The organism is Chryseobacterium sp. MHB01, from assembly GCF_034651565.1.
GTDB lineage: Bacteria > Bacteroidota > Bacteroidia > Flavobacteriales > Weeksellaceae > Chryseobacterium > Chryseobacterium nepalense.
In genome coordinates, this window is the sequence record NZ_JAYEDA010000002.1 from 154,515 (window position 1) to 172,541 (window position 18,027).

Annotated in this window: 15 protein-coding genes; 7 read left to right on the forward strand and 8 right to left on the reverse strand. The window is 35.8% G+C overall.

Annotated elements, in window-relative coordinates; translation table 11 throughout:
• Window position 1: 1 nt before the first annotated feature.
• The 3 genes from U9K52_RS04320 to U9K52_RS04330 all read right to left on the reverse strand — a co-directional run bounded on the left by U9K52_RS04320 (window position 2) and on the right by U9K52_RS04330 (window position 2,292).
• Entirely contained in the window at window positions 2–955 is a 954-nt protein-coding gene (locus U9K52_RS04320; RefSeq protein ID WP_322925539.1) for a VOC family protein, read from the reverse strand.
• Window positions 956–986: 31 nt separating this feature from the next.
• The gene (locus U9K52_RS04325; RefSeq protein ID WP_322925540.1) at window positions 987–1,280 is read right to left on the reverse strand and encodes a GNAT family N-acetyltransferase; all 294 of its coding nucleotides are present in this window, start codon (window positions 1,278–1,280) and stop codon (window positions 987–989) included.
• 82 nt (window positions 1,281–1,362) lie between these two features.
• Window positions 1,363–2,292 carry a ring-cleaving dioxygenase gene (locus tag U9K52_RS04330; protein ID WP_322925541.1) on the reverse strand — a complete coding sequence of 310 codons (930 nt, stop codon included), beginning with the start codon at window positions 2,290–2,292 and terminating at the stop codon, window positions 1,363–1,365.
• 436 nt (window positions 2,293–2,728) lie between these two features.
• On the opposite strand from U9K52_RS04330, the gene U9K52_RS04335 reads away from it, so the two are divergent.
• The 4 genes from U9K52_RS04335 to U9K52_RS04350 all read left to right on the forward strand — a co-directional run bounded on the left by U9K52_RS04335 (window position 2,729) and on the right by U9K52_RS04350 (window position 7,874).
• Window positions 2,729–3,757, forward strand: coding sequence for a methionine ABC transporter ATP-binding protein (locus U9K52_RS04335; protein ID WP_322925542.1), 1,029 nt, complete (start codon window positions 2,729–2,731; stop codon window positions 3,755–3,757).
• Window positions 3,750–4,406: a methionine ABC transporter permease MetI gene (locus tag U9K52_RS04340; RefSeq protein ID WP_322925543.1), complete on the forward strand. Its 657-nt coding sequence runs from the start codon at window positions 3,750–3,752 to the stop codon at window positions 4,404–4,406. The genes U9K52_RS04335 and U9K52_RS04340 overlap by 8 nt, the downstream gene beginning before the upstream one ends.
• A gap of 174 nt (window positions 4,407–4,580) precedes the next feature.
• Complete coding sequence (gene metQ, locus U9K52_RS04345) at window positions 4,581–5,387, forward strand: methionine ABC transporter substrate-binding lipoprotein MetQ (protein ID WP_263602598.1); 807 nt, start codon at window positions 4,581–4,583, stop codon at window positions 5,385–5,387.
• Between the two features lie 225 nt (window positions 5,388–5,612).
• Complete coding sequence (locus U9K52_RS04350) at window positions 5,613–7,874, forward strand: glycoside hydrolase family 3 C-terminal domain-containing protein (RefSeq protein ID WP_322925544.1); 2,262 nt, start codon at window positions 5,613–5,615, stop codon at window positions 7,872–7,874.
• Between the two features lie 108 nt (window positions 7,875–7,982).
• Here U9K52_RS04350 and U9K52_RS04355 read toward each other — a convergent pair whose 3' ends face one another.
• Both U9K52_RS04355 and U9K52_RS04360 read right to left on the reverse strand, forming a co-directional pair.
• Window positions 7,983–8,729: a metallophosphoesterase gene (locus U9K52_RS04355; protein WP_322925545.1), complete on the reverse strand. Its 747-nt coding sequence runs from the start codon at window positions 8,727–8,729 to the stop codon at window positions 7,983–7,985.
• 111 nt (window positions 8,730–8,840) lie between these two features.
• The gene (locus U9K52_RS04360; RefSeq protein WP_322925546.1) at window positions 8,841–10,226 is read right to left on the reverse strand and encodes an MFS transporter; all 1,386 of its coding nucleotides are present in this window, start codon (window positions 10,224–10,226) and stop codon (window positions 8,841–8,843) included.
• A gap of 143 nt (window positions 10,227–10,369) precedes the next feature.
• Here U9K52_RS04360 and U9K52_RS04365 point away from each other — a divergent pair, with 143 nt between their 5' ends.
• Both U9K52_RS04365 and U9K52_RS04370 read left to right on the forward strand, forming a co-directional pair.
• A complete protein-coding gene (locus tag U9K52_RS04365; RefSeq protein WP_248394189.1) occupies window positions 10,370–10,840 on the forward strand; it encodes an Lrp/AsnC family transcriptional regulator in 471 nt (156 codons plus the stop codon).
• 116 nt (window positions 10,841–10,956) lie between these two features.
• Window positions 10,957–11,592 (forward strand): response regulator transcription factor, encoded by a 636-nt coding sequence (locus U9K52_RS04370; RefSeq protein ID WP_248394190.1) that lies wholly within the window; start codon window positions 10,957–10,959, stop codon window positions 11,590–11,592.
• On the opposite strand, the gene U9K52_RS04375 is transcribed toward U9K52_RS04370, so the two are convergent.
• Window positions 11,593–14,535 carry a HAMP domain-containing sensor histidine kinase gene (locus U9K52_RS04375; protein ID WP_322925547.1) on the reverse strand — a complete coding sequence of 981 codons (2,943 nt, stop codon included), beginning with the start codon at window positions 14,533–14,535 and terminating at the stop codon, window positions 11,593–11,595.
• Window positions 14,536–15,663: 1,128 nt separating this feature from the next.
• Here U9K52_RS04375 and U9K52_RS04380 point away from each other — a divergent pair.
• Window positions 15,664–16,008 carry a hypothetical protein gene (locus U9K52_RS04380; protein ID WP_322925548.1) on the forward strand — a complete coding sequence of 115 codons (345 nt, stop codon included), beginning with the start codon at window positions 15,664–15,666 and terminating at the stop codon, window positions 16,006–16,008.
• Window positions 16,009–16,254: 246 nt separating this feature from the next.
• Here the strand turns inward: U9K52_RS04380 and U9K52_RS04385 are convergent, their stop codons facing one another.
• Window positions 16,255–16,503 (reverse strand): hypothetical protein, encoded by a 249-nt coding sequence (locus U9K52_RS04385; RefSeq protein WP_263602591.1) that lies wholly within the window; start codon window positions 16,501–16,503, stop codon window positions 16,255–16,257.
• Window positions 16,504–16,786: 283 nt separating this feature from the next.
• A complete protein-coding gene (locus tag U9K52_RS04390; RefSeq protein WP_263602590.1) occupies window positions 16,787–17,938 on the reverse strand; it encodes a cation:proton antiporter in 1,152 nt (383 codons plus the stop codon).
• Window positions 17,939–18,027: the final 89 nt, after the last annotated feature.

Here is an 18,027-nt window from a genome sequence, read left to right on the forward strand (position 1 = left end):
CTTATCTGTATTTTTCTGTTGGATAATTAAATTTCGGAAGAACTTCTACTAAATGTTCTCTTTTTTCTTCAAACTGCAGAGGAAGGTTTAAATGTTCACCTAATGAAGCGAGTTCCTCATCCACATCAAATCCCGGACCTGAAGTAGCAATTTCAAACAAAACACCACCCGGTTCTTTGAAATATACTGAAGTGAAATATTTACGGTCTTTCACTTCAGTATGTTCCAATCCGAATTTATTGAGTTTTTCAATCATCTCAAGCTGTGTTTGTGCATCTGGCGTAGCGAAGGCAACGTGATGAACCGTTCCTCTTCCGGCAAGTCCTTTCAAAGCATTCGGGGTGCATACAAGATCTACATATTTTCCCGGGGCATCTTCCGCGGCGTATCTGAACCTGTCTGAACTTTCCGCAATAAGCTGATGATTCATCTGGGTTGTGAGCAGCGCTGCAGTTCTTTCATAAGCATCCAGCCATATTTCCACATGGTGAATTCCTTTAATGGCAAAATCTTTTGGGATAAAATGATTGTTGTATCGTTTACGATCATCCTTATCATTAAAAACCAATTCCAGTCCGAGTCCATCAAAATCTTCAAGATAAATAAATACTTCACCTGAGAATCTTTGCTGAGGCTGCTTGAAAGGGATATTAAACTGATTCAGGCGATTCATCCAGTAATCCAGTGCATCCATGGATATGGAAAACGCTGTTGTATTCAGCATACCTTTTCCGTGCCTTCCATTTACCAGTCCCTTTCCGTAGGGAAAAGTCGTCATAATCGTTCCCGGAGTTCCGAATTCGTCCCCGAAATAAAAATGGTATACATCGGAATAATCAAAATTAACCGTTGTTTTAACCAGCCGAAGTCCTAATACTCCGGTATAAAAGTCTATATTTTCCTGTGTGTCGCCTGTGATGGCTGTAACGTGATGAAGTCCTGTGATCAGTTTCATGGTTGTTGAGATTAAGGTTAAGGTTAAATAATTATTCTTCTTTTAGCCAGACATCGTTGTACAATTCCTGATTTCTTTTGAACTGGGCATGAACATACGGACACAACGGTACGATTTTAAGATCATTTTCTCTTGCATACGAAACCAGCTTATCCAATAATATTTTGGCAAAACCTTTTCCGGCATATTCTTCGCTGACTTCAGTGTGATAAACGGTCAATTTGTTTCCCATTACTGAAATATCCATTTTTCCGACTTTGTTATCGTCTGAAAAAAGCTGTATTTCACCTCTTACGTTTCCTAAAACTACTTTCGTTGTTTCCATAATGTTTGTTGGTTGTTGGTTAATTGCTTATTGCTTATTGCTAATTGCTAAATTACTGCGTTTGCTGAAAATGGCTGATGACCTATGATAACTTCGGCAATGCCTCTTCTATTTTTTCACGTAAACCCTCGTGCTGTTTAGGAAGTTTTAAGCTTGTTCCCAACTCGTTCAAAGGTTCATCTACTGTGAATCCCGGATTATCGGTAGCAATTTCGAATAAAACACCACCTGGTTCACGGAAATACAGTGAATAAAAATAATCTCTGTCGATTTTCGGAGTGATATTCAAACCTGCGGAAAGGACTTTTTCACGGAATTCCATCAACACATTATCATCTTTCACTCTGAAAGCAACATGGTGATTGGTTCCTGCCGCATTCCTTCCCAATAACAATTTATCATTTTCAATAATATTAACCCGGTTGGCAGTTTCAACTGCATCTGTAGCAAAACGGTATCTTTCACCTTCCTGTTTCTGGAGATCATATCCGAAGATATCCGTTAAAACTTTTATGGTGGGTTCTGCTTTTTTTAATGAAAGCGTTATATTGTGAAATCCTTTCAAAGCATTTTCTTCTTTGATGTCTTCTGTTGTCCAGACTTTTCTTTCGTCTGTGGAAGATTCGATAAACTGCAGCTGTAAACCATCCGGATCTTTAAATGAAATCAGTTTTTCACCGAATATTTCTCCCTCTTCCGCATTTACATTAAACTGTTGCAGTCTGTTTTTCCAGAAATCAATACTTCCTTTGGGAATTGAATAGCCGATGTGCGTGGCCAATCCCGCTCCGTTTGTTCCTTTTCCTATTCCTTCCCACGGGAAGAAGGTCAGAATAGTTCCGGGTGTTCCTTCTTCATTTCCGAAATAAAAGTGGTAGGTTCCGGGATCATCAAAATTGACGGTTTTTTTTACCAGTCTTACTCCCAGTACCTGAGTGTAAAAATCTAAATTTCTTTTGGCGTTGTCTGCAATCGCAGTGATATGGTGCAGCCCTAAAATTCTATTGTTCATGTTGTTTAATTTTATATGACAAATGTATGAGCTTATAAAATCCTGCACATTTAACTAGTTTAATAAATGATATTATCGGCATTCGGATTTATACAATTATTTTTAAATAAATATCGAATTGTTTAAAGTTAATAATAACAAAAAAAATAATTATCTAAAAATCAGAAGATTATAATTAATTTTATAAAAAGTCTACATTTTTAGTGGACTAATAAAGATTTATACTTTATATTTGCAACCGTAATCAGAAGATAAAAACAATGAATACCGGTTTGAAAAATATTTTCATCATCAAGCATACCATCAGAATAATGATGAAGTATTGCTGTATGCCTGAAATAGAGCATTGTGGTGACTGACCTTACTTTTATATGACATATTTTAAAGGCTTTACCACGTTGTAGAGCCTTTTTTTGTTTAATGAAGCATAGTAATTATGATAGAGATAAAAAATATATCAAAAACCTTCCATCAGAAAAATCAGTCTTTTAAGGCACTGGACCAAATCAGCCTGAATATACAAAAAGGCGATATTGTAGGAATTATAGGGTTTTCCGGTGCGGGGAAAAGCACGCTGATCAGAACGGTAAATCTGCTTGAAAAACCGGATAAAGGTGAAATCATCATTAACGGAAAAGATTTTACCCGGTTAAAATCCAGGGAGCTGGCAAAGGAAAGAAAAAAAATAGGAATGATTTTCCAGCATTTCAACCTTCTTTCATCAAGAACTGTTTCTGAAAATATTGCTTTACCGCTGGAACTTGATGGCGTAAAAAAAGAAGCAATCAGTAAAAAAGTTAATGAGCTTCTAAGTATTGTAGGACTTGAAGATAAGGCCAATGATTATCCTAAAAGCCTTTCGGGAGGTCAGAAACAAAGAGTAGCTATTGCCAGAGCACTTGCCAATGACCCTTATCTCCTGCTCTGTGATGAAGCGACCAGTGCACTGGATCCCGCAACAACATGGTCAATCCTGCAGCTGCTAAGAGATATTAATCAGAGGCTCGGCATTACCATTCTCTTGATTACCCACGAAATGGAAGTCATACGGACGATTTGCGACCATGTCGCTGTTATAGACAAAGGAAAACTTATTACCAAAGGAACTTTAGGTGAAATTATTACACAAAAAGATCATCCCATCATCAAAAAATTTTTAAACTCAGGTGTTATGAATATACCGCAGGAACTCAGTAAAAAACTGCAGAAAGAACCGCAGGACGGGCTTTTTCCCCTTATAGAAGTAGAAGTGAATGAAGATATTTCTGTTGAAGCACTTCTTTCCATTGTATACGATAAATATAAGATTCCTTATAAAGTTTTAAAGGCAGACGTAGAATATCTGGGAGACACAAATTTTGGTAGACTTCTTCTACAACTCCAGGGTGATGAAGAAGAAAATCAGCAGGCCATTTATTATTTAAACCAGAATAAAATCCAAAACAGAGTAAGAGGTTATGCTTAGTGACACGATAATTACGCTCCTTTCAAAAGGAGTTTGGGAGACGGTTTTCATGACATTTGTTTCAGGATTTTTTGGGTTTGTTTTGGGACTGCCGGTTGGGATTTTATTATTTCTGACTAGAAAAGGACAGCTTTTGGAAAACAGGATTTATAACAGAATCTTATCGGTGCTCGTCAATATCTTCCGTTCAATCCCCTTTATTATTCTGATTGTCTGGATGATTCCTTTCACCAGAAGTCTGGTAGGAACATCTATTGGTGTTAATGCAGCATTGGTTCCGTTGAGTATCGGGGCAGCACCATTTATTGCAAGACTGGTTGAAAACAGCTTGCTGGAAGTTCCTGCCGGATTAATAGAAACCGCCAGAGCATTGGGAGCAAGCCCGTTTCAGATCATCAGGAAAATTCTCCTCCCGGAAGCACTGCCTTCTTTAATCAACAACGCAACAATCACTTTGATAACGTTAGTGGGTTATTCTGCAATGGGTGGAGCGGTGGGAGCTGGAGGACTCGGACAGATCGGCTATCAGTACGGCTATATCGGCTATGATGCGGTCATTATGAACCTTGTACTTACCTTATTGGTAGCGATTGTATTTATCATCCAATTTTCTGGTGACCGACTGGCTAAACGGTTTGATCATCGATAAAAGGATAATAATTGTCCTTCAAATTTAAGATAATATAATGTGAATGTGAAATAGTGTGGTGGCATTGCAAAACTTTGTCACTGATGGTAAAAGGCGAATTTCCGGGGCATCCTGAGATTAATACCGTTCCGTGATTTTCGCTTTCTTACCATTTAAAAAAGAAAATAATTTACAATGAAAAAAATAAAGATTTTAGGACTGATAACTGTTGGATTATTACTGTCAGCCTGCAATTCCGGGAAAGACAATCCCAATTCGATTAAAGTAGGTATTACCTCCGGACCGGAACAGGAAATTGCGGAAACTGCCAGAAAAGTGGCCAAAGAAAAATACAACCTTGATGTGGAGCTGGTTGCCTTCAACGATTATGTCATTCCCAATGAAGCCCTGAACAACGGGGATATCGACGCCAATGCTTTTCAGCATGTCCCGTATCTGAGTGAGCAGTCCAAACAGAGAGGGTATAAACTTGCCGTAGTGGGAAATACATTTGTCTACCCGATCGTTGCCTATTCCAAAAAAATAAAAAACATCAGCGAGCTGCAGAATGGAAGTACGGTTGTTATTCCGAACGATCCAACCAACGGCGGCCGCTCTTTATTGCTGTTACAAAAAAATGGTTTGCTAAAACTGAGAGACGGAATCGGTTTATTACCAAAAGTCACTGATATTACTGATAATCCGAAGCAGTTGAAAATTATCGAAATTGAAGCACCACAGCTACCGAGAGTATTGGATGATAAGGAAGTTGTACTGGCGATCATTAACAATAATTTTGCAGCACAGGCCGGACTGGATGCAGAAAAGCAGGGAATTTTAAAGGAAGATAAAAATTCGCCTTATGTGAATGTGATTGTTTCACGAGAGGATAATAAAAATTCTGAAAAAGTGAAGAAGTTTGTAAAAGCTTACGAATCTGATGAGGTAGAAAAAAAAGCAGAAGAAATTTTTAAAGGTGGTGCCGTTAAAGGCTGGAACTAAATATGATAAAAGTTTAATATTAATGCATTTCACAGAAATTAGTTATTGCTAAGAGATTTTTGTTATTTATATATTTTTGCGGCATCATTCTATACAACGGAATGATGCTTTTTTGTTTTCTTTAAGTGAATGGTGAGAAATAACCAATTTCACGAAATTACATTTTCTCAATTTGAGATAATAAAAAAAATTCCTATTTTTGTTTTTAATCTAAAAAGGCTTTTTATGTTAAAGAAAACCGCCATTGTAAGTTTATTTACTTTTATTTCTGCTTCGTATATGGCTCAAAATAATACCATTCCCGTTTATTTAGACGAATCGAAACCTGTTGAACAGCGTATTCAGGATGCTCTGTCCAAAATGACGCTTGAAGAAAAAATTGCGATGCTTCATGCACAGTCCAAGTTCAGCTCTCCCGGAGTACCAAGACTGGGAATTCCTGAATTCTGGACAACCGACGGCCCTCACGGCGTGCGTTCTGAAGTAAAATGGGACGAATGGGATCAGGCCGGCTGGACCAATGATTCAATCATCGCCTACCCTGCCTTAACAGCACTTTCCGCAACGTGGAACAAAAACATGTCGTGGAATTACGGTAAAGCATTGGGTGAAGAAGCCCGCTATAGAAAAAAAGACATTCTTTTGGGACCTGGTGTCAACATTTACAGAACGCCACTCAACGGAAGAAATTTCGAGTATATGGGAGAAGATCCTTTTTTAACCTCAAAAATGGTGGTGCCTTATATTAAAGGTGTGCAGTCGAACGGTGTAGCAACTTCCGTGAAGCATTACGCCCTGAACAATCAGGAAATGTTCCGTCATACCAGCAATGTGATCATAGATGACAGGACATTATATGAAATTTATCTACCCCCTTTTAAAGCAGCTGTAACCGAAGGAGACTCCTGGACAATTATGGGAGCTTATGATATGTACAAAGGACAGTACGCCAGCCAAAACCAATATCTTCTGAATGACATCCTTAAAAAAGAATGGAATTATAAAGGTGTGGTTGTTTCAGACTGGGGTGCGGTAAACAATACCGAACAGGCGATTCACAACGGCCTTGACCTGGAGTTTGGAAGCTGGACCAACGGTTTATCGGACGGGCATTCCAATGCTTATGATAATTATTATCTGGCCCAGCCTTATTTAAAATTGATTAAAGAAGGAAAAGTTGGAACAAAAGAGCTTGACGATAAAGTGACCAGACTTTTACGTCTTGCCTATAAAACCACCATGAACAGGAATAAACCTTTCGGGAATATTGCTTCTGAAGAACATAAAGCCGTTGCTAAAGAAATCGGTGAAGAGGGAATTGTATTGCTTAAAAATCAGGGAAATGTTCTTCCGATTGACATCAATAAAGCTAAAAAAATTGCCGTTATTGGTGAAAATGCCATCAAGATAATGACCGTAGGAGGAGGTTCATCTTCCCTGAAAGTAAAATATGAAACGCTTCCTTTGGAAGGAATTAAAGCGAGATTCGGGAAACAGACAGATGTGCAGTATGCAAGAGGCTATGTAGGAGATATCGGCGGTGAATACAACGGGGTAAAGTCCGGACAAAACCTGAAGGAAGACAGGTCTCCAGAAGCTCTTCTGGAAGAAGCTGTAGCACTGGCAAAATCTTCTGATTACGTAATTTTCGTTGGTGGACTGAATAAAGCTGATTTCCAGGACAGTGAAGGAAATGACAGAAAAAGCTACGGACTGCCATACAATCAGGATCAAGTGATTTCTGCGCTGGCAAAAGCCAATAAAAATCTTGCCGTAGTTCTGGTTTCCGGAAATGCCGTGGCAATGCCGTGGGTAAAGGATGTTCCGACAATTGTTCAGGCGTGGTATCTTGGTTCTGAAGCCGGAAATTCTTTAGCCGCAGTTTTAGCTGGTGATGCGAACCCTTCCGGAAAACTGCCGTTTACATTTCCTGTAAAACTGGAAGATAATGCAGCACATCAGATGGGAGAATATCCGGGGAATAAGGAAGAATTGGCTGCAGGAAAAGGAAAAGACCAGAAAAACCCGATCAATATCAAATACAACGAAGGTATTCTGGTAGGATACAGATGGCACGATACGAAAAAGATCAAACCTTTATTCAGTTTCGGACATGGCTTAAGCTACACGACTTTTGAATTCGGAAAAGCAAAAGCGGATAAAAAAACAATGGCACAGGATGACAAAATTACTTTCACGGTAACGGTTAAAAATACAGGAAAAAAAGCGGGTGCCGAAGTGGCACAGTTGTACATCAGCGATCTGAAATCATCTGTTCAGCGTCCTGCTAAAGAACTGAAAGGTTTTGAAAAGGTATTCCTGAACCCGGGAGAGGAAAAAGAAGTAACCTTTACCATCGACAAAACAGCATTAAGCTTCTTCGATGCCGATAAACACGACTGGGTAGCAGAACCGGGAGATTTTGAGGCTTTAATCGGTAATGCTTCCGATGCTATTAAAACCAAAGTGAAGTTTACTTTAAAGTAGTTTTACCTTATTTATATTTCTAAAACGTGAATGCCCGGAATTTATCCGGGCATTTTTATTATTTAATAGTATCAAATGAGATTATCAAAGATACTTTTAATTAAAATTTTAAGCTTCTATAATCAGTTCCTTCTCGTATCCGTTGTACTTTTCCGTGATATAACCGTGTGGATTACAAATAACCTCGGTTTCTCCTATTTTATACCTGCAGGGCGTATGAATATGCCCATGGATCCAGTATAAAGGTTGATATTCCAGAATTAAACGCTCAAGATCCGAAGCATAGGCAGAAGTTAGAGGCTTCTTTTTAAAATGTTCGGGCACCGATTGAAGGCTTGGAGCATGGTGGGTAATGACTATATTTTGTAATTTTTTAGAATTTTCCAGACTTTCTTTCAGCCATGCTTTTGAAAACTGATGGATTTTATAAATATCAATTGATCTTATTTTTGAATAAGAAGGATCTCGACGGATCATTTTATAGTCGTTCATTCCGTTCTGACACAGAAAACCGTAATATCTGGGATCTCCGAATACTGAAAAATCTGTCCATAAAGTTGCTCCGTGAAAACGAATACCTTCAATATCAATACTTTCATCTTCCAAGACAAAAATATTGGATTTCGCGGCCGCTTCTTTTATTTTATTTAAAGTTTTAGGATGGGATCCTTTGTAATATTCATGATTTCCGAGCACGTAGATTACAGGCCTGTCACGAATGTAGCTTTTAATCCAATCAATTCCTTTGGTTCCCAGATTTACATCTCCCGCCAGTATTACTACATCGCAATTATCAAAAGATAAATCGGTTACTCCAAATTCCTGATGCAGATCACTGATGATTTGTATTTTCATTCTGCTAAAATAAAAAAGAACCGGCATTTTTTGCACCGATTCTTTACTTTATTAAATGTAATCATCAAGATTTTAATGAAGAATCTAAATCATAATGGCTCATTCAGAAAGCTATTCTACAATCATTTCAACCTCTTCTATTTTTATATTTCTGAAAATAAAATATAACAATACTCCCAATGCAGATAAAGCGTATATCATCAGAATAATTAAACTCAAGTTTCCCACTGCCCATTCTGAAGGAAAAATCTGGCTCATTAAAGTCATGAATGACAGTCCGATCCCCGCACCTAAGAAATAACTTGTAGACCCCACACTTGAGGCTACTCCATAATCTGAAGACGCAATATCCTGAACCCCTAACACTGACTGGGCGGTAAAACAGAATGTCATGCCTATCCCCGAAATACAGGCTGCGCCCATTAAAACCAAAGGCAAAGGATGTCCGGCAAACACTGAAATCAGCAGCAATAAAGCGCCTGCTAACATAAAGCTCCATCCGAAAATAGCCATCTGAGCAGAATCCAGCCTTTTTGAAATATGCGGCAAAACAAATTTGGCAACCAGCGCAGACATGATACTAAATGGAACCAGCATTAATCCTGCCGAAGCAGCACTATGATTCATATCTTTCTGGAGCATCAGTGAAATAAGGAACAAAAAGCCTATGAAAAACGCTCCCAACGCAACAAAACTAAGTCCGGATACTTTTAATGATCTGTGTTTCATCAATGATAAATCAATCAACGGCTGTGATGCTGATCTTAAACGGTAAAATAAGATTGTTAATAATGAAAACGCCATTAAAAAAGAGGAAACAACAGTTACGGTCTGTTCTTGAATATGAATAAGTTCATGTGTTCCGTAGGTAAGACTCAGAAGTCCCAACACCAATAAAATTCCAGATAAAGTGTCTGTTTTTTTTGATTTTTCAATAATAGTATCTTTAGGAAGATAGTAATAAGCAAGTATAAGCGTTACCGCCAAAACCGGAACATTAATAAGGAAAACCCAGTGCCAGCTGAGATAAGTACTGATAATTCCGCCTAATGAAAGTCCGCTTCCGGAACCTATGGCAGCAAATGAACTGAAGATCCCCACCGCGCGGTTTCTTTCCTGATCCCCCGTAAACGTATTGGTAACGACAGACATCGCAGAAGGCATGATGAATGCAGCACCCAACCCCTGCAAAGCCCGAAAAACAGCCAGCATTTCAAAACCGGATGATAATCCTGCGCCTAAGGAAGTCAGCATAAAAATTAATGAACCCAGAAGAAAAATTCTCTTTCGTCCGATTTGATCAGATAGTTTTCCGCCGATAATGAGAAATCCTCCGAAAAACAGCACATACAATGTTTGAAGCCATTGTACGGTTTCGGTACCGATACCGAACTGTTCCTGGATAGAAGGAATTGAGAGATTAACAATAGCGATATCCAGAGCTTCTACAAATGTTCCTGCCGATGCTACCATCAAGATGATCTTTTTTCTGTCCATATAGTTCATTTATGCTGCAAAATTACTATTTGTAGGACATACATTAAAATTTAAACACAAATTAAGAACAAATATTAAAAAATAAATATATCTAAAGAACAATTATTCTTATATTTAATTTTTAATGATATAAAACAGAACATATGGCAACAGAAAATTATATTCCGGACGAAAAAGATTTTGCAATCCTGAGAATTCTTCAGAAAGACGCCAAACTGAGTGTTCGGGATATTGCAGGAAAAATCAACCTGAGTCCTACCCCGACTCACGAGCGCATTAAAAGAATGGAAAAATCAGGCATCATTAAAGAATATACAACCGTTGTAGACCGTAAAAAAGTGAATAAAGGCATGATGGTGATCTGCATGATCGCCCTTAATATTCATAATAAAAAAACAGCAGGAAAATTTATAGAAGAGGTTGGTAAACTGAAAGAAGTTGTTGAGTTTTATAATATCAGCGGAGATTTTGATTTTATGCTGAAGATTCTGGCTCCAAATATGGATGAATTTCATGAATTTTTCGTGAATAAGCTCTCGGAAATTGAAGGCATCGGACAAACAAAAAGCATTTTTGTGATGAATAGTATTAAAGAAAGTGTACAGATTCTTTAATCATTCTGAAGAATAAATATTATTATCCAAAAATTCTCTACACAAATCCCAAGATATACACGATTTAGAAAAAATATTAATATATTTGAATTGTAAACATGATGAAAACTGCATCAATGGAGACCAACAAAAGAAAAGTTTTAATTATTGACGATCATAGTATTGTGAGGCAGGGCGTTTATCTGCTCATCAGAAAGCATTTCACCAATACCGAGATATTTGAAGCTTCTACATTAAATGACGGTAAATCGATCATTAAAAAGGAGAATATAAACTTCATTATACTTGATATTAATTTTCCTGAAGGCAACAGTTTAAATTTTGTTGAAAATCTTTCCATTGAATACGGCGACAGCATCAAAATACTCATTTTTTCCGCTCTTGAAGAAACAATTTTTGCTTTTAATTTTATTAAAGCCGGTGCACATGGTTTTTTAAGCAAACTTTCTGAACAGGAAGAAATCGTTAGGGCTTTCAGCAAGTTTTTTGAGACAGGTAAATACTTAAGTGACGAACTTAAAGAAAGACTGCTTGATAATATGATCCGGAAAAGCAATGCATCTCCTATTGAAATGCTGTCCATCCGCGAGCTTGAAATTGCAAGACTTCTTGTTGCCGGATTATCCAATAATGAGATTGCTTCCAAACTTTATATTCACAAATCTACTGTAAGCACCTATAAAACAAGGATTTTCGAAAAACTGGGAGTCAACAACATTCCTGCTCTTCTCAACCTTTTCAATCTGAACTGATTAACCGGTAAATGTTAAAATCATTTTTGTTCCTTCCCCTTTTTTACTTTCAATATTAAAGGATACATCAATAAACGGTAAAAGTTCTTTTACGATCTTCATTCCTAATCTGGAACCCGAGAAATCTTCAGCCTGCTTTAGTTTTGAAATCTCTTCTTCCGACATTCCCAACCCTGTATCTTCAATTACCAGGTGATAACGGCACTCGTTGGTAATACCATAAATATAGATAAAACCCTGGTCTGTATATTTAATGGCGTTATCAAGTATATTATGAATGATAATACTCAGAACATCCGGATTACTTATCAGAACATCATTTTTGCCTATATTATTCTGTATTTGTATAGACTTAAATTCAGCAGTATTCGCAAACAGCCGCATCCTTTGGAAAACGAAATCACGCAGCATGATATTTTCCCTGGTTTTATGATTATCGTAAATAAAAATTTTATTGTAATTAATGGTGGAATCTATAAATTCAAGTATCTGCGCGGAAGATTCTTTGATAGAACCGATCACTTTTTTTTCATAGCAGTCATCATCAGTATTATCCATAAGAATCTCGGTACTCATATTGATAAATTTGAGAGGGCTTTTGATATCATGGCTTATTGCTGCCACAAGTTTTTTTTGCCTGTAAAGCTGAGCGTAAAGTTCTTCCCGGGTTTTAGACAATGAACCTATGGTTTCTTTCAGTTCTCTGGTACGTTCATCAATTTTAGTATTAAGAATGAGAGACTCTTTTTCTATTTGTTTCAGCCTTATTTTGTAAAACGAGTAAAAAATCAAAAGCAATAGTACAATTGCGGATAATCTGAATAAGACAGTTTCCCAAAAGGCAGGCTTTACAAAGACATGTAATGTTTTGTAATTATAATCGGAAGAAAAATCTTTCAGTTTTCTTACATGAATCTCATGATTTCCGTTAGTAAGTGAGTTAATGCTTATTACCCTGCTATCGGACAATGGCTGCCACTTGTTATCATCAATTCGATATTCGATGTAGTCATTCCCCTGATTACCAAAATTCGTGTAGTCGACGAAAATTTTCACGTAACCGAAATTATTTTCAAGATTTAAAATACCGGAAATATTTTTTTCTTTTTCGTTGATGGCAATTCTGTCTAAGTAATAATCTTTACCAGGCGTAACAGGAAAAGCATTTCTTGCATTAATATATACCATTCCATTCATAGAAGGAAATATGATAGAGCCATTATGCATCAATCCGTTGATATTTGCACCACCGTTGAACTCCAAAGTCAGCAGACCGTCTGTACGGCTGTATTTATGAATATATACAGCGGTATTTCCATGGAGATAATAGTTTAGAAAGTTCTCTTTTTTAACCTGAAACAGGCCTTTATTTGATGAAAGCCAGTAATATCCTATTCCGTCGTCAATTACGCTATGTACCGCTGAAAGTACACTATTTTTTTGTGGTGGTTCGTATATTTTTCCGTCTTTATAAAGATAAAGGCCTTTTCCATAGGTTTGTATCCAGAAAAAATTATCGCCATTGTTGTTAATGCTTCTGAAAGTTATATTTTTGATAAGTGTTTTTCGTGTGCTTTTCTTTTCATTGAAAAGGTAAAGTCCGTTGTGTGCGGCAAGAAGCAATTCATCATTATTGACTTGTGTGATTCCTCTTACCGGAACATTGATCGCATAAAATTTTTCTTTTATAATTTTTTGGCTTTCAATGATTATGTAACCTATAAGGTCTTTATCTAATTTAAGAGAAACCCATATTTTATTTCCTATCGTACTGCTTATACCCCGAACTACCGTATTTTTACCGAAATTCCGGATCGTTTTAGCTTGACCCTGAGCGTAAAGAATGAGACTATGTTCGCTTTTCAGGAGAAATTCGGTTTTATTTTTAAGCGGAAGAATACCGTACGGATCTTTATTCGGAAAAGGAAAAGTTTTCACATATCCGTTGCAATTAAAGATATCGCCATCACCTGTAATCACCTCCTTATTATTATATGGAGTTATAGCATGAAAAATCGTTTTATCAGGAGTGTTATAGGCATTGATAAAATTTTCTCTAACTACTAAAAAGCCTTGTGAAACTGTTCCCAGGATAAGCGTTCTGGTACTATGATCATAATACATACATGTGATCGCAACGTTTTTAACCGTTTTACTGTCGCAGATCTCAGTTGATAATATCGTATTATTCTTATGTTCAATCACATAAACTTTGTTATCATTCCTTATCAGAAGCTGTTTATTAGCTGTATTGATGAAGAACTCAAAATCTTCTTTTTCTGTAATTCCTGTCTGACATTCTTTTATTTCTCCTGTTTTCTCTATTTTTTCGATTAAAGAAGGCTTCCTCATATAAAATAACTGGTCTCCCAGAATGAAAAACCGAAAGTAAGTATAACCATTCAAATCTCTAATGAATCGGCTTTTGCCGTCCTTTTGGTAAAAAAGTCTGTAATTGTCGATATAATAAAACTCCTTTTTTGTAATAAAAAAATAATATTTCCCTTTTTTTATTTTTTCAGACGTTTCTTTTAATATTTTCCAGAGGCTCTCTGCACCATGAGGTTTCAATTGCTTAAAAGAAGATGAATTCGTATCAGAGATTACCGAAAATCCCCTGCGGCTGATCAAAGCCGGAATATCTCCCGAATTGTAGAATGTAAACAGCCAGTCGTCATCCGCAGAGCCTTCTATCAGTAGAGTTCTGTTTTCAACCGATGGTAAATTCACATCATATGTCAGAAAATTCTTTCCGTCAAACCGTGCGATACCGTTATCAGTAGAGAGCCATATAAAGCCATATTTATCTTTTACAATTGATTTTATGGTATTTTGGGGAAGCTTACATTCATCAGCATTGTACCATTTTTCAAAATAATTATCCTGTTGTGCGGAGATCCGAACGAATACGAGAACAAGGAACAGTACGCAAAGATATTTCATATTGTGTTATAATAAGACAGTTAATATTTTGTAATACTAATACTACAACAAGTCATACAAATACTTATTAAAATTTAAAATAGTATTACATCTTCTATCTTTTCATAAAAATAACTTTGTGTTTGTAGTTTTACAGTTAACAATAATAGATGACAACTGTAAAATGTATATCAAAAATACATTTTTTTATGACATTTCACATATTATTTTACCATAATATGCAATTAGTAAAACAATTTAATGAATCAGATATAAAAAATTAAAAAACATAAACCTTGAAAAGCCTAAAAAGCAAATAATGAGAAAAAATTCGGATTCCTGATCATCACATGGCCTGTTGGGCAATTAGATTACTGATAGGCCATTGTTGAAACGGAATAAGAAAAATAAAATCCGGAAGGATTTTGAAGATGACACCTAAAACCAATGAAAATATTATATGATTTAAGAAGAAACATTTTGATTTTTACCGTTTCCCTATCAAAACTCTACGGCAATCACCAGAATGATTCTTTAAAATCTCAGAGAAAGAAAGTACGATATAAAAAAAGAAAGGATAAATAATAGAAATTTATTGCTGCGAGAAATAAGAAAACATTTCCTTATAAGATTCTAAAACACATAATGATTAATTAAGTATTCAGATATTGCAGAGACTTTTACTCTGCATTTCTGAAACTTAGATGAAAAAACACAAATTCAAACACATGCATTTTAAGATGAAGATAAAATTATTCCCATACATTAAAAGTTTTCTTAAAGGTTTGAGCACACGTGAGATTCCAGACGATTTCAAAGTAAAGGAATTCATTGCGGAACGATAAATTGGATGATCTTACGTTCGTTCCGCAGCTCATAACATATTTATGGTTTACATCATTGTTTTGAAAACTTTCTATAAAGTATAATCATAACATTCTCAATTGAAACAAACATTAAATGAACCCTAACTATTTTCTTTAACAGCTAACAGAATATCCACAGTGATTAACTAAAATTAAATTGTAAGTATTGAGTTCATTTAGAAAACAAAAAAGAGTTTAAAACTTTAAAAATCACGATAACGAAATGGCTTATAATTTCCTGTACGGCCTGTATAAGAAGCCTTAGCAATATATTAAAAACTTTATGGAAAGATCTGTACCTAATTATAAAAAAATCTTCGAAGATATTATCAGCAAAAAATGTCCTGAAAAATATACTTTGTGCAAACATATACTGAATAAACGCGAAATATCAGCAATGGATGTTCTGCGGCTGAATGATATTATTTTTGATAAAAAAACAGCATCTGATGTTACTAATCAAAAGCACAAAAGCTACGACAGCTGCACCATTACTGAAATTCTGAATTATCAAAAGGAAAATAATCTCAGTAATGTAGCAGTATCCAGACATTTTAATTTAAGCCGGAGTACAGTAAGTAAGTGGAGAAAGACATTCTCTTTACCACAGAATAATAATTTTTTGTAATTCCATTCTATCGAATTACACTGAAAAATATAATAACCGCCTTTTCAGAGCAGTTTCTTTACTGTAAAATGTTTCCAAGTACAATCAGAGTTTCAGCGATGTACACTAGAGATAGTAGAGATATAAAATACCAATATGTATTTTACCCGGAAATAAATTTTGGTTGATAGTTTTGATTTTTCCTGCTGCTCTGGAAGGCTTTACTCATATTATCACAAATTTCTTAAAAAATCGATTGTACAAATGCTAAAGAGATAGTTTCTCATACCAAAGACGGAATCTTTTCGTATACCATTCTACTTTATTTTCATTGAAAAAAACATATAATAGCGTTTTCTCTCCATACCATGTTTTTTTAAGCTGAAATATCAAAATATCATCATTGTCAAGTACTCTTGTATAAGATTCCAATGTCGCCAACACATCTTCTTTCTTCATATGCTGAAGATTGGGAATAAAATTGTTTTCCTCACTTTGCTTAGATTTCTTTTTCATTTCAGGTTATGTTTTTATATTAATCACAATATATATATCAAAAAATTACGGTTATGTTCAAGAAATCTCCAATTAAGAACATTTATTTACAACGACAAAGTTGTTATAAAAAATTTATATTCCCTATTTAATGATACTGTAGCAAGAATCTATATATATATAAAGTTATTGAAGTTGTAAAAAAAAGATTGTAAAACTTTATAGGCTTTACATACATATTTAACTTACAACATGTAATATTAGTACTATTAAGATTATTTGATTACTTACATATTATTTTTTCCTAGTTTCGATTCGCTACATTATAGAGTATGGCAATCCAGATCGTGGAGAGCAAAAGTGAAAGACAGGTAATTCCAAGGCCGGATTTATAAAGGCTGTACTCTATAATTCCTGATTTATATGCTACAGACAATGCCAGAATTCCAAACTCTCCCGTTTGTGAAAGTAAGGCTCCGCCATACCAGCTTTCCCTCCACCCGAATTTCAACAAACGGAACGTTATTGCAGACATGACACTGTTACTGGCTAACACAAAAAAAGTCCCCAGAAGAATTATGCTAAAATTGGAAAAAAGGTAAGGAATATCAAGCCTTAATCCTATCGACACAAAAAAGAATGTAACGAAAAATACTTTAAAAGGAGCCAATGAATGCTCCAGCCAGCTGAATGTTGTTACCCTTCCTACTACAACACCAGCCATAAAACTTCCAAAAGCACTGCTTATTCCCGCTACCTCAGCCAATAATCCGGAAATAAGACATATAAATAATCCGAAAAATACCTGCAGATCATGATCTTTTTCAATTGAGGCGAAGAATTTCGGGAGTTTTATTTCCCGGAAAGTCCTGATTCTTTTAAGGATGAGGAAAATAACACCACACAATACAACCGGAAAAATGATAGTAAAGCTATGAAAATCCTGTTTATTCCAAGCTTTCAACAAAGTAAGTACAGGAGCTAGAAGCAGATCCTGAAATATGAGTATATTTAAAATCATAATACCGAAAGTTGTTTTTAAAGTCTGATGTTTGTTTAAAAACTCACTGACCACCGCGGTACTGTTGAAAATGAATAAAATAGCAATAAGCAAAATACTGTTCATGGAAAGACCTGCAAAATATCCCACCAGAAATGCACAGCCTATACTCAGAAGAATTTTAATAAGCTGTGCAACTATTGGTTTTATAAGCAGGCTTCTGTTGTCCGGTACATTGATTTCCATTCCCAGGAAAAACATAAGCAGCAAAATTCCTATTTCTCCTATCGTTTCCGTTTGCTCAGGATCTGTGAAAACTCCTGAAATGTGTGGCCCGAGAATAATTCCTACCAATATATAAGCAATAAGATAAGGCTGATTAAATTTTTTCAGAACAAACATAATTCCCAATGTGGTAAGGCACAAAATTGAGATCGACCAAAGTAATCCGTTCATAGCTTATTGTTTTAGAGTACAAATAAAACAGGTACGACAAAAATTGGTTTTCCTTTTGGAAAACCAATGTATAAACTGATTAATAACTA

Bases quoted from the DNA above. Each gene is read 5' to 3' on its own strand.
- U9K52_RS04320 (WP_322925539.1), bottom strand. From the start codon at position 955: ATGAAACTGATCACAGGACTTCATCACGTTACAGCCATCACAGGCGAC.
- U9K52_RS04325 (WP_322925540.1), bottom strand. From the start codon at position 1,280: ATGGAAACAACGAAAGTAGTTTTAGGAAACGTAAGAGGTGAAATACAG.
- U9K52_RS04330 (WP_322925541.1), bottom strand. From the start codon at position 2,292: ATGAACAATAGAATTTTAGGGCTGCACCATATCACTGCGATTGCAGAC.
- U9K52_RS04335 (WP_322925542.1), top strand. From the start codon at position 2,729: ATGATAGAGATAAAAAATATATCAAAAACCTTCCATCAGAAAAATCAG.
- U9K52_RS04340 (WP_322925543.1), top strand. From the start codon at position 3,750: ATGCTTAGTGACACGATAATTACGCTCCTTTCAAAAGGAGTTTGGGAG.
- metQ (WP_263602598.1), top strand. From the start codon at position 4,581: ATGAAAAAAATAAAGATTTTAGGACTGATAACTGTTGGATTATTACTG.
- U9K52_RS04350 (WP_322925544.1), top strand. From the start codon at position 5,613: ATGTTAAAGAAAACCGCCATTGTAAGTTTATTTACTTTTATTTCTGCT.
- U9K52_RS04355 (WP_322925545.1), bottom strand. From the start codon at position 8,729: ATGAAAATACAAATCATCAGTGATCTGCATCAGGAATTTGGAGTAACC.
- U9K52_RS04360 (WP_322925546.1), bottom strand. From the start codon at position 10,226: ATGGACAGAAAAAAGATCATCTTGATGGTAGCATCGGCAGGAACATTT.
- U9K52_RS04365 (WP_248394189.1), top strand. From the start codon at position 10,370: ATGGCAACAGAAAATTATATTCCGGACGAAAAAGATTTTGCAATCCTG.
- U9K52_RS04370 (WP_248394190.1), top strand. From the start codon at position 10,957: ATGGAGACCAACAAAAGAAAAGTTTTAATTATTGACGATCATAGTATT.
- U9K52_RS04375 (WP_322925547.1), bottom strand. From the start codon at position 14,535: ATGAAATATCTTTGCGTACTGTTCCTTGTTCTCGTATTCGTTCGGATC.
- U9K52_RS04380 (WP_322925548.1), top strand. From the start codon at position 15,664: ATGGAAAGATCTGTACCTAATTATAAAAAAATCTTCGAAGATATTATC.
- U9K52_RS04385 (WP_263602591.1), bottom strand. From the start codon at position 16,503: ATGAAAAAGAAATCTAAGCAAAGTGAGGAAAACAATTTTATTCCCAAT.
- U9K52_RS04390 (WP_263602590.1), bottom strand. From the start codon at position 17,938: ATGAACGGATTACTTTGGTCGATCTCAATTTTGTGCCTTACCACATTG.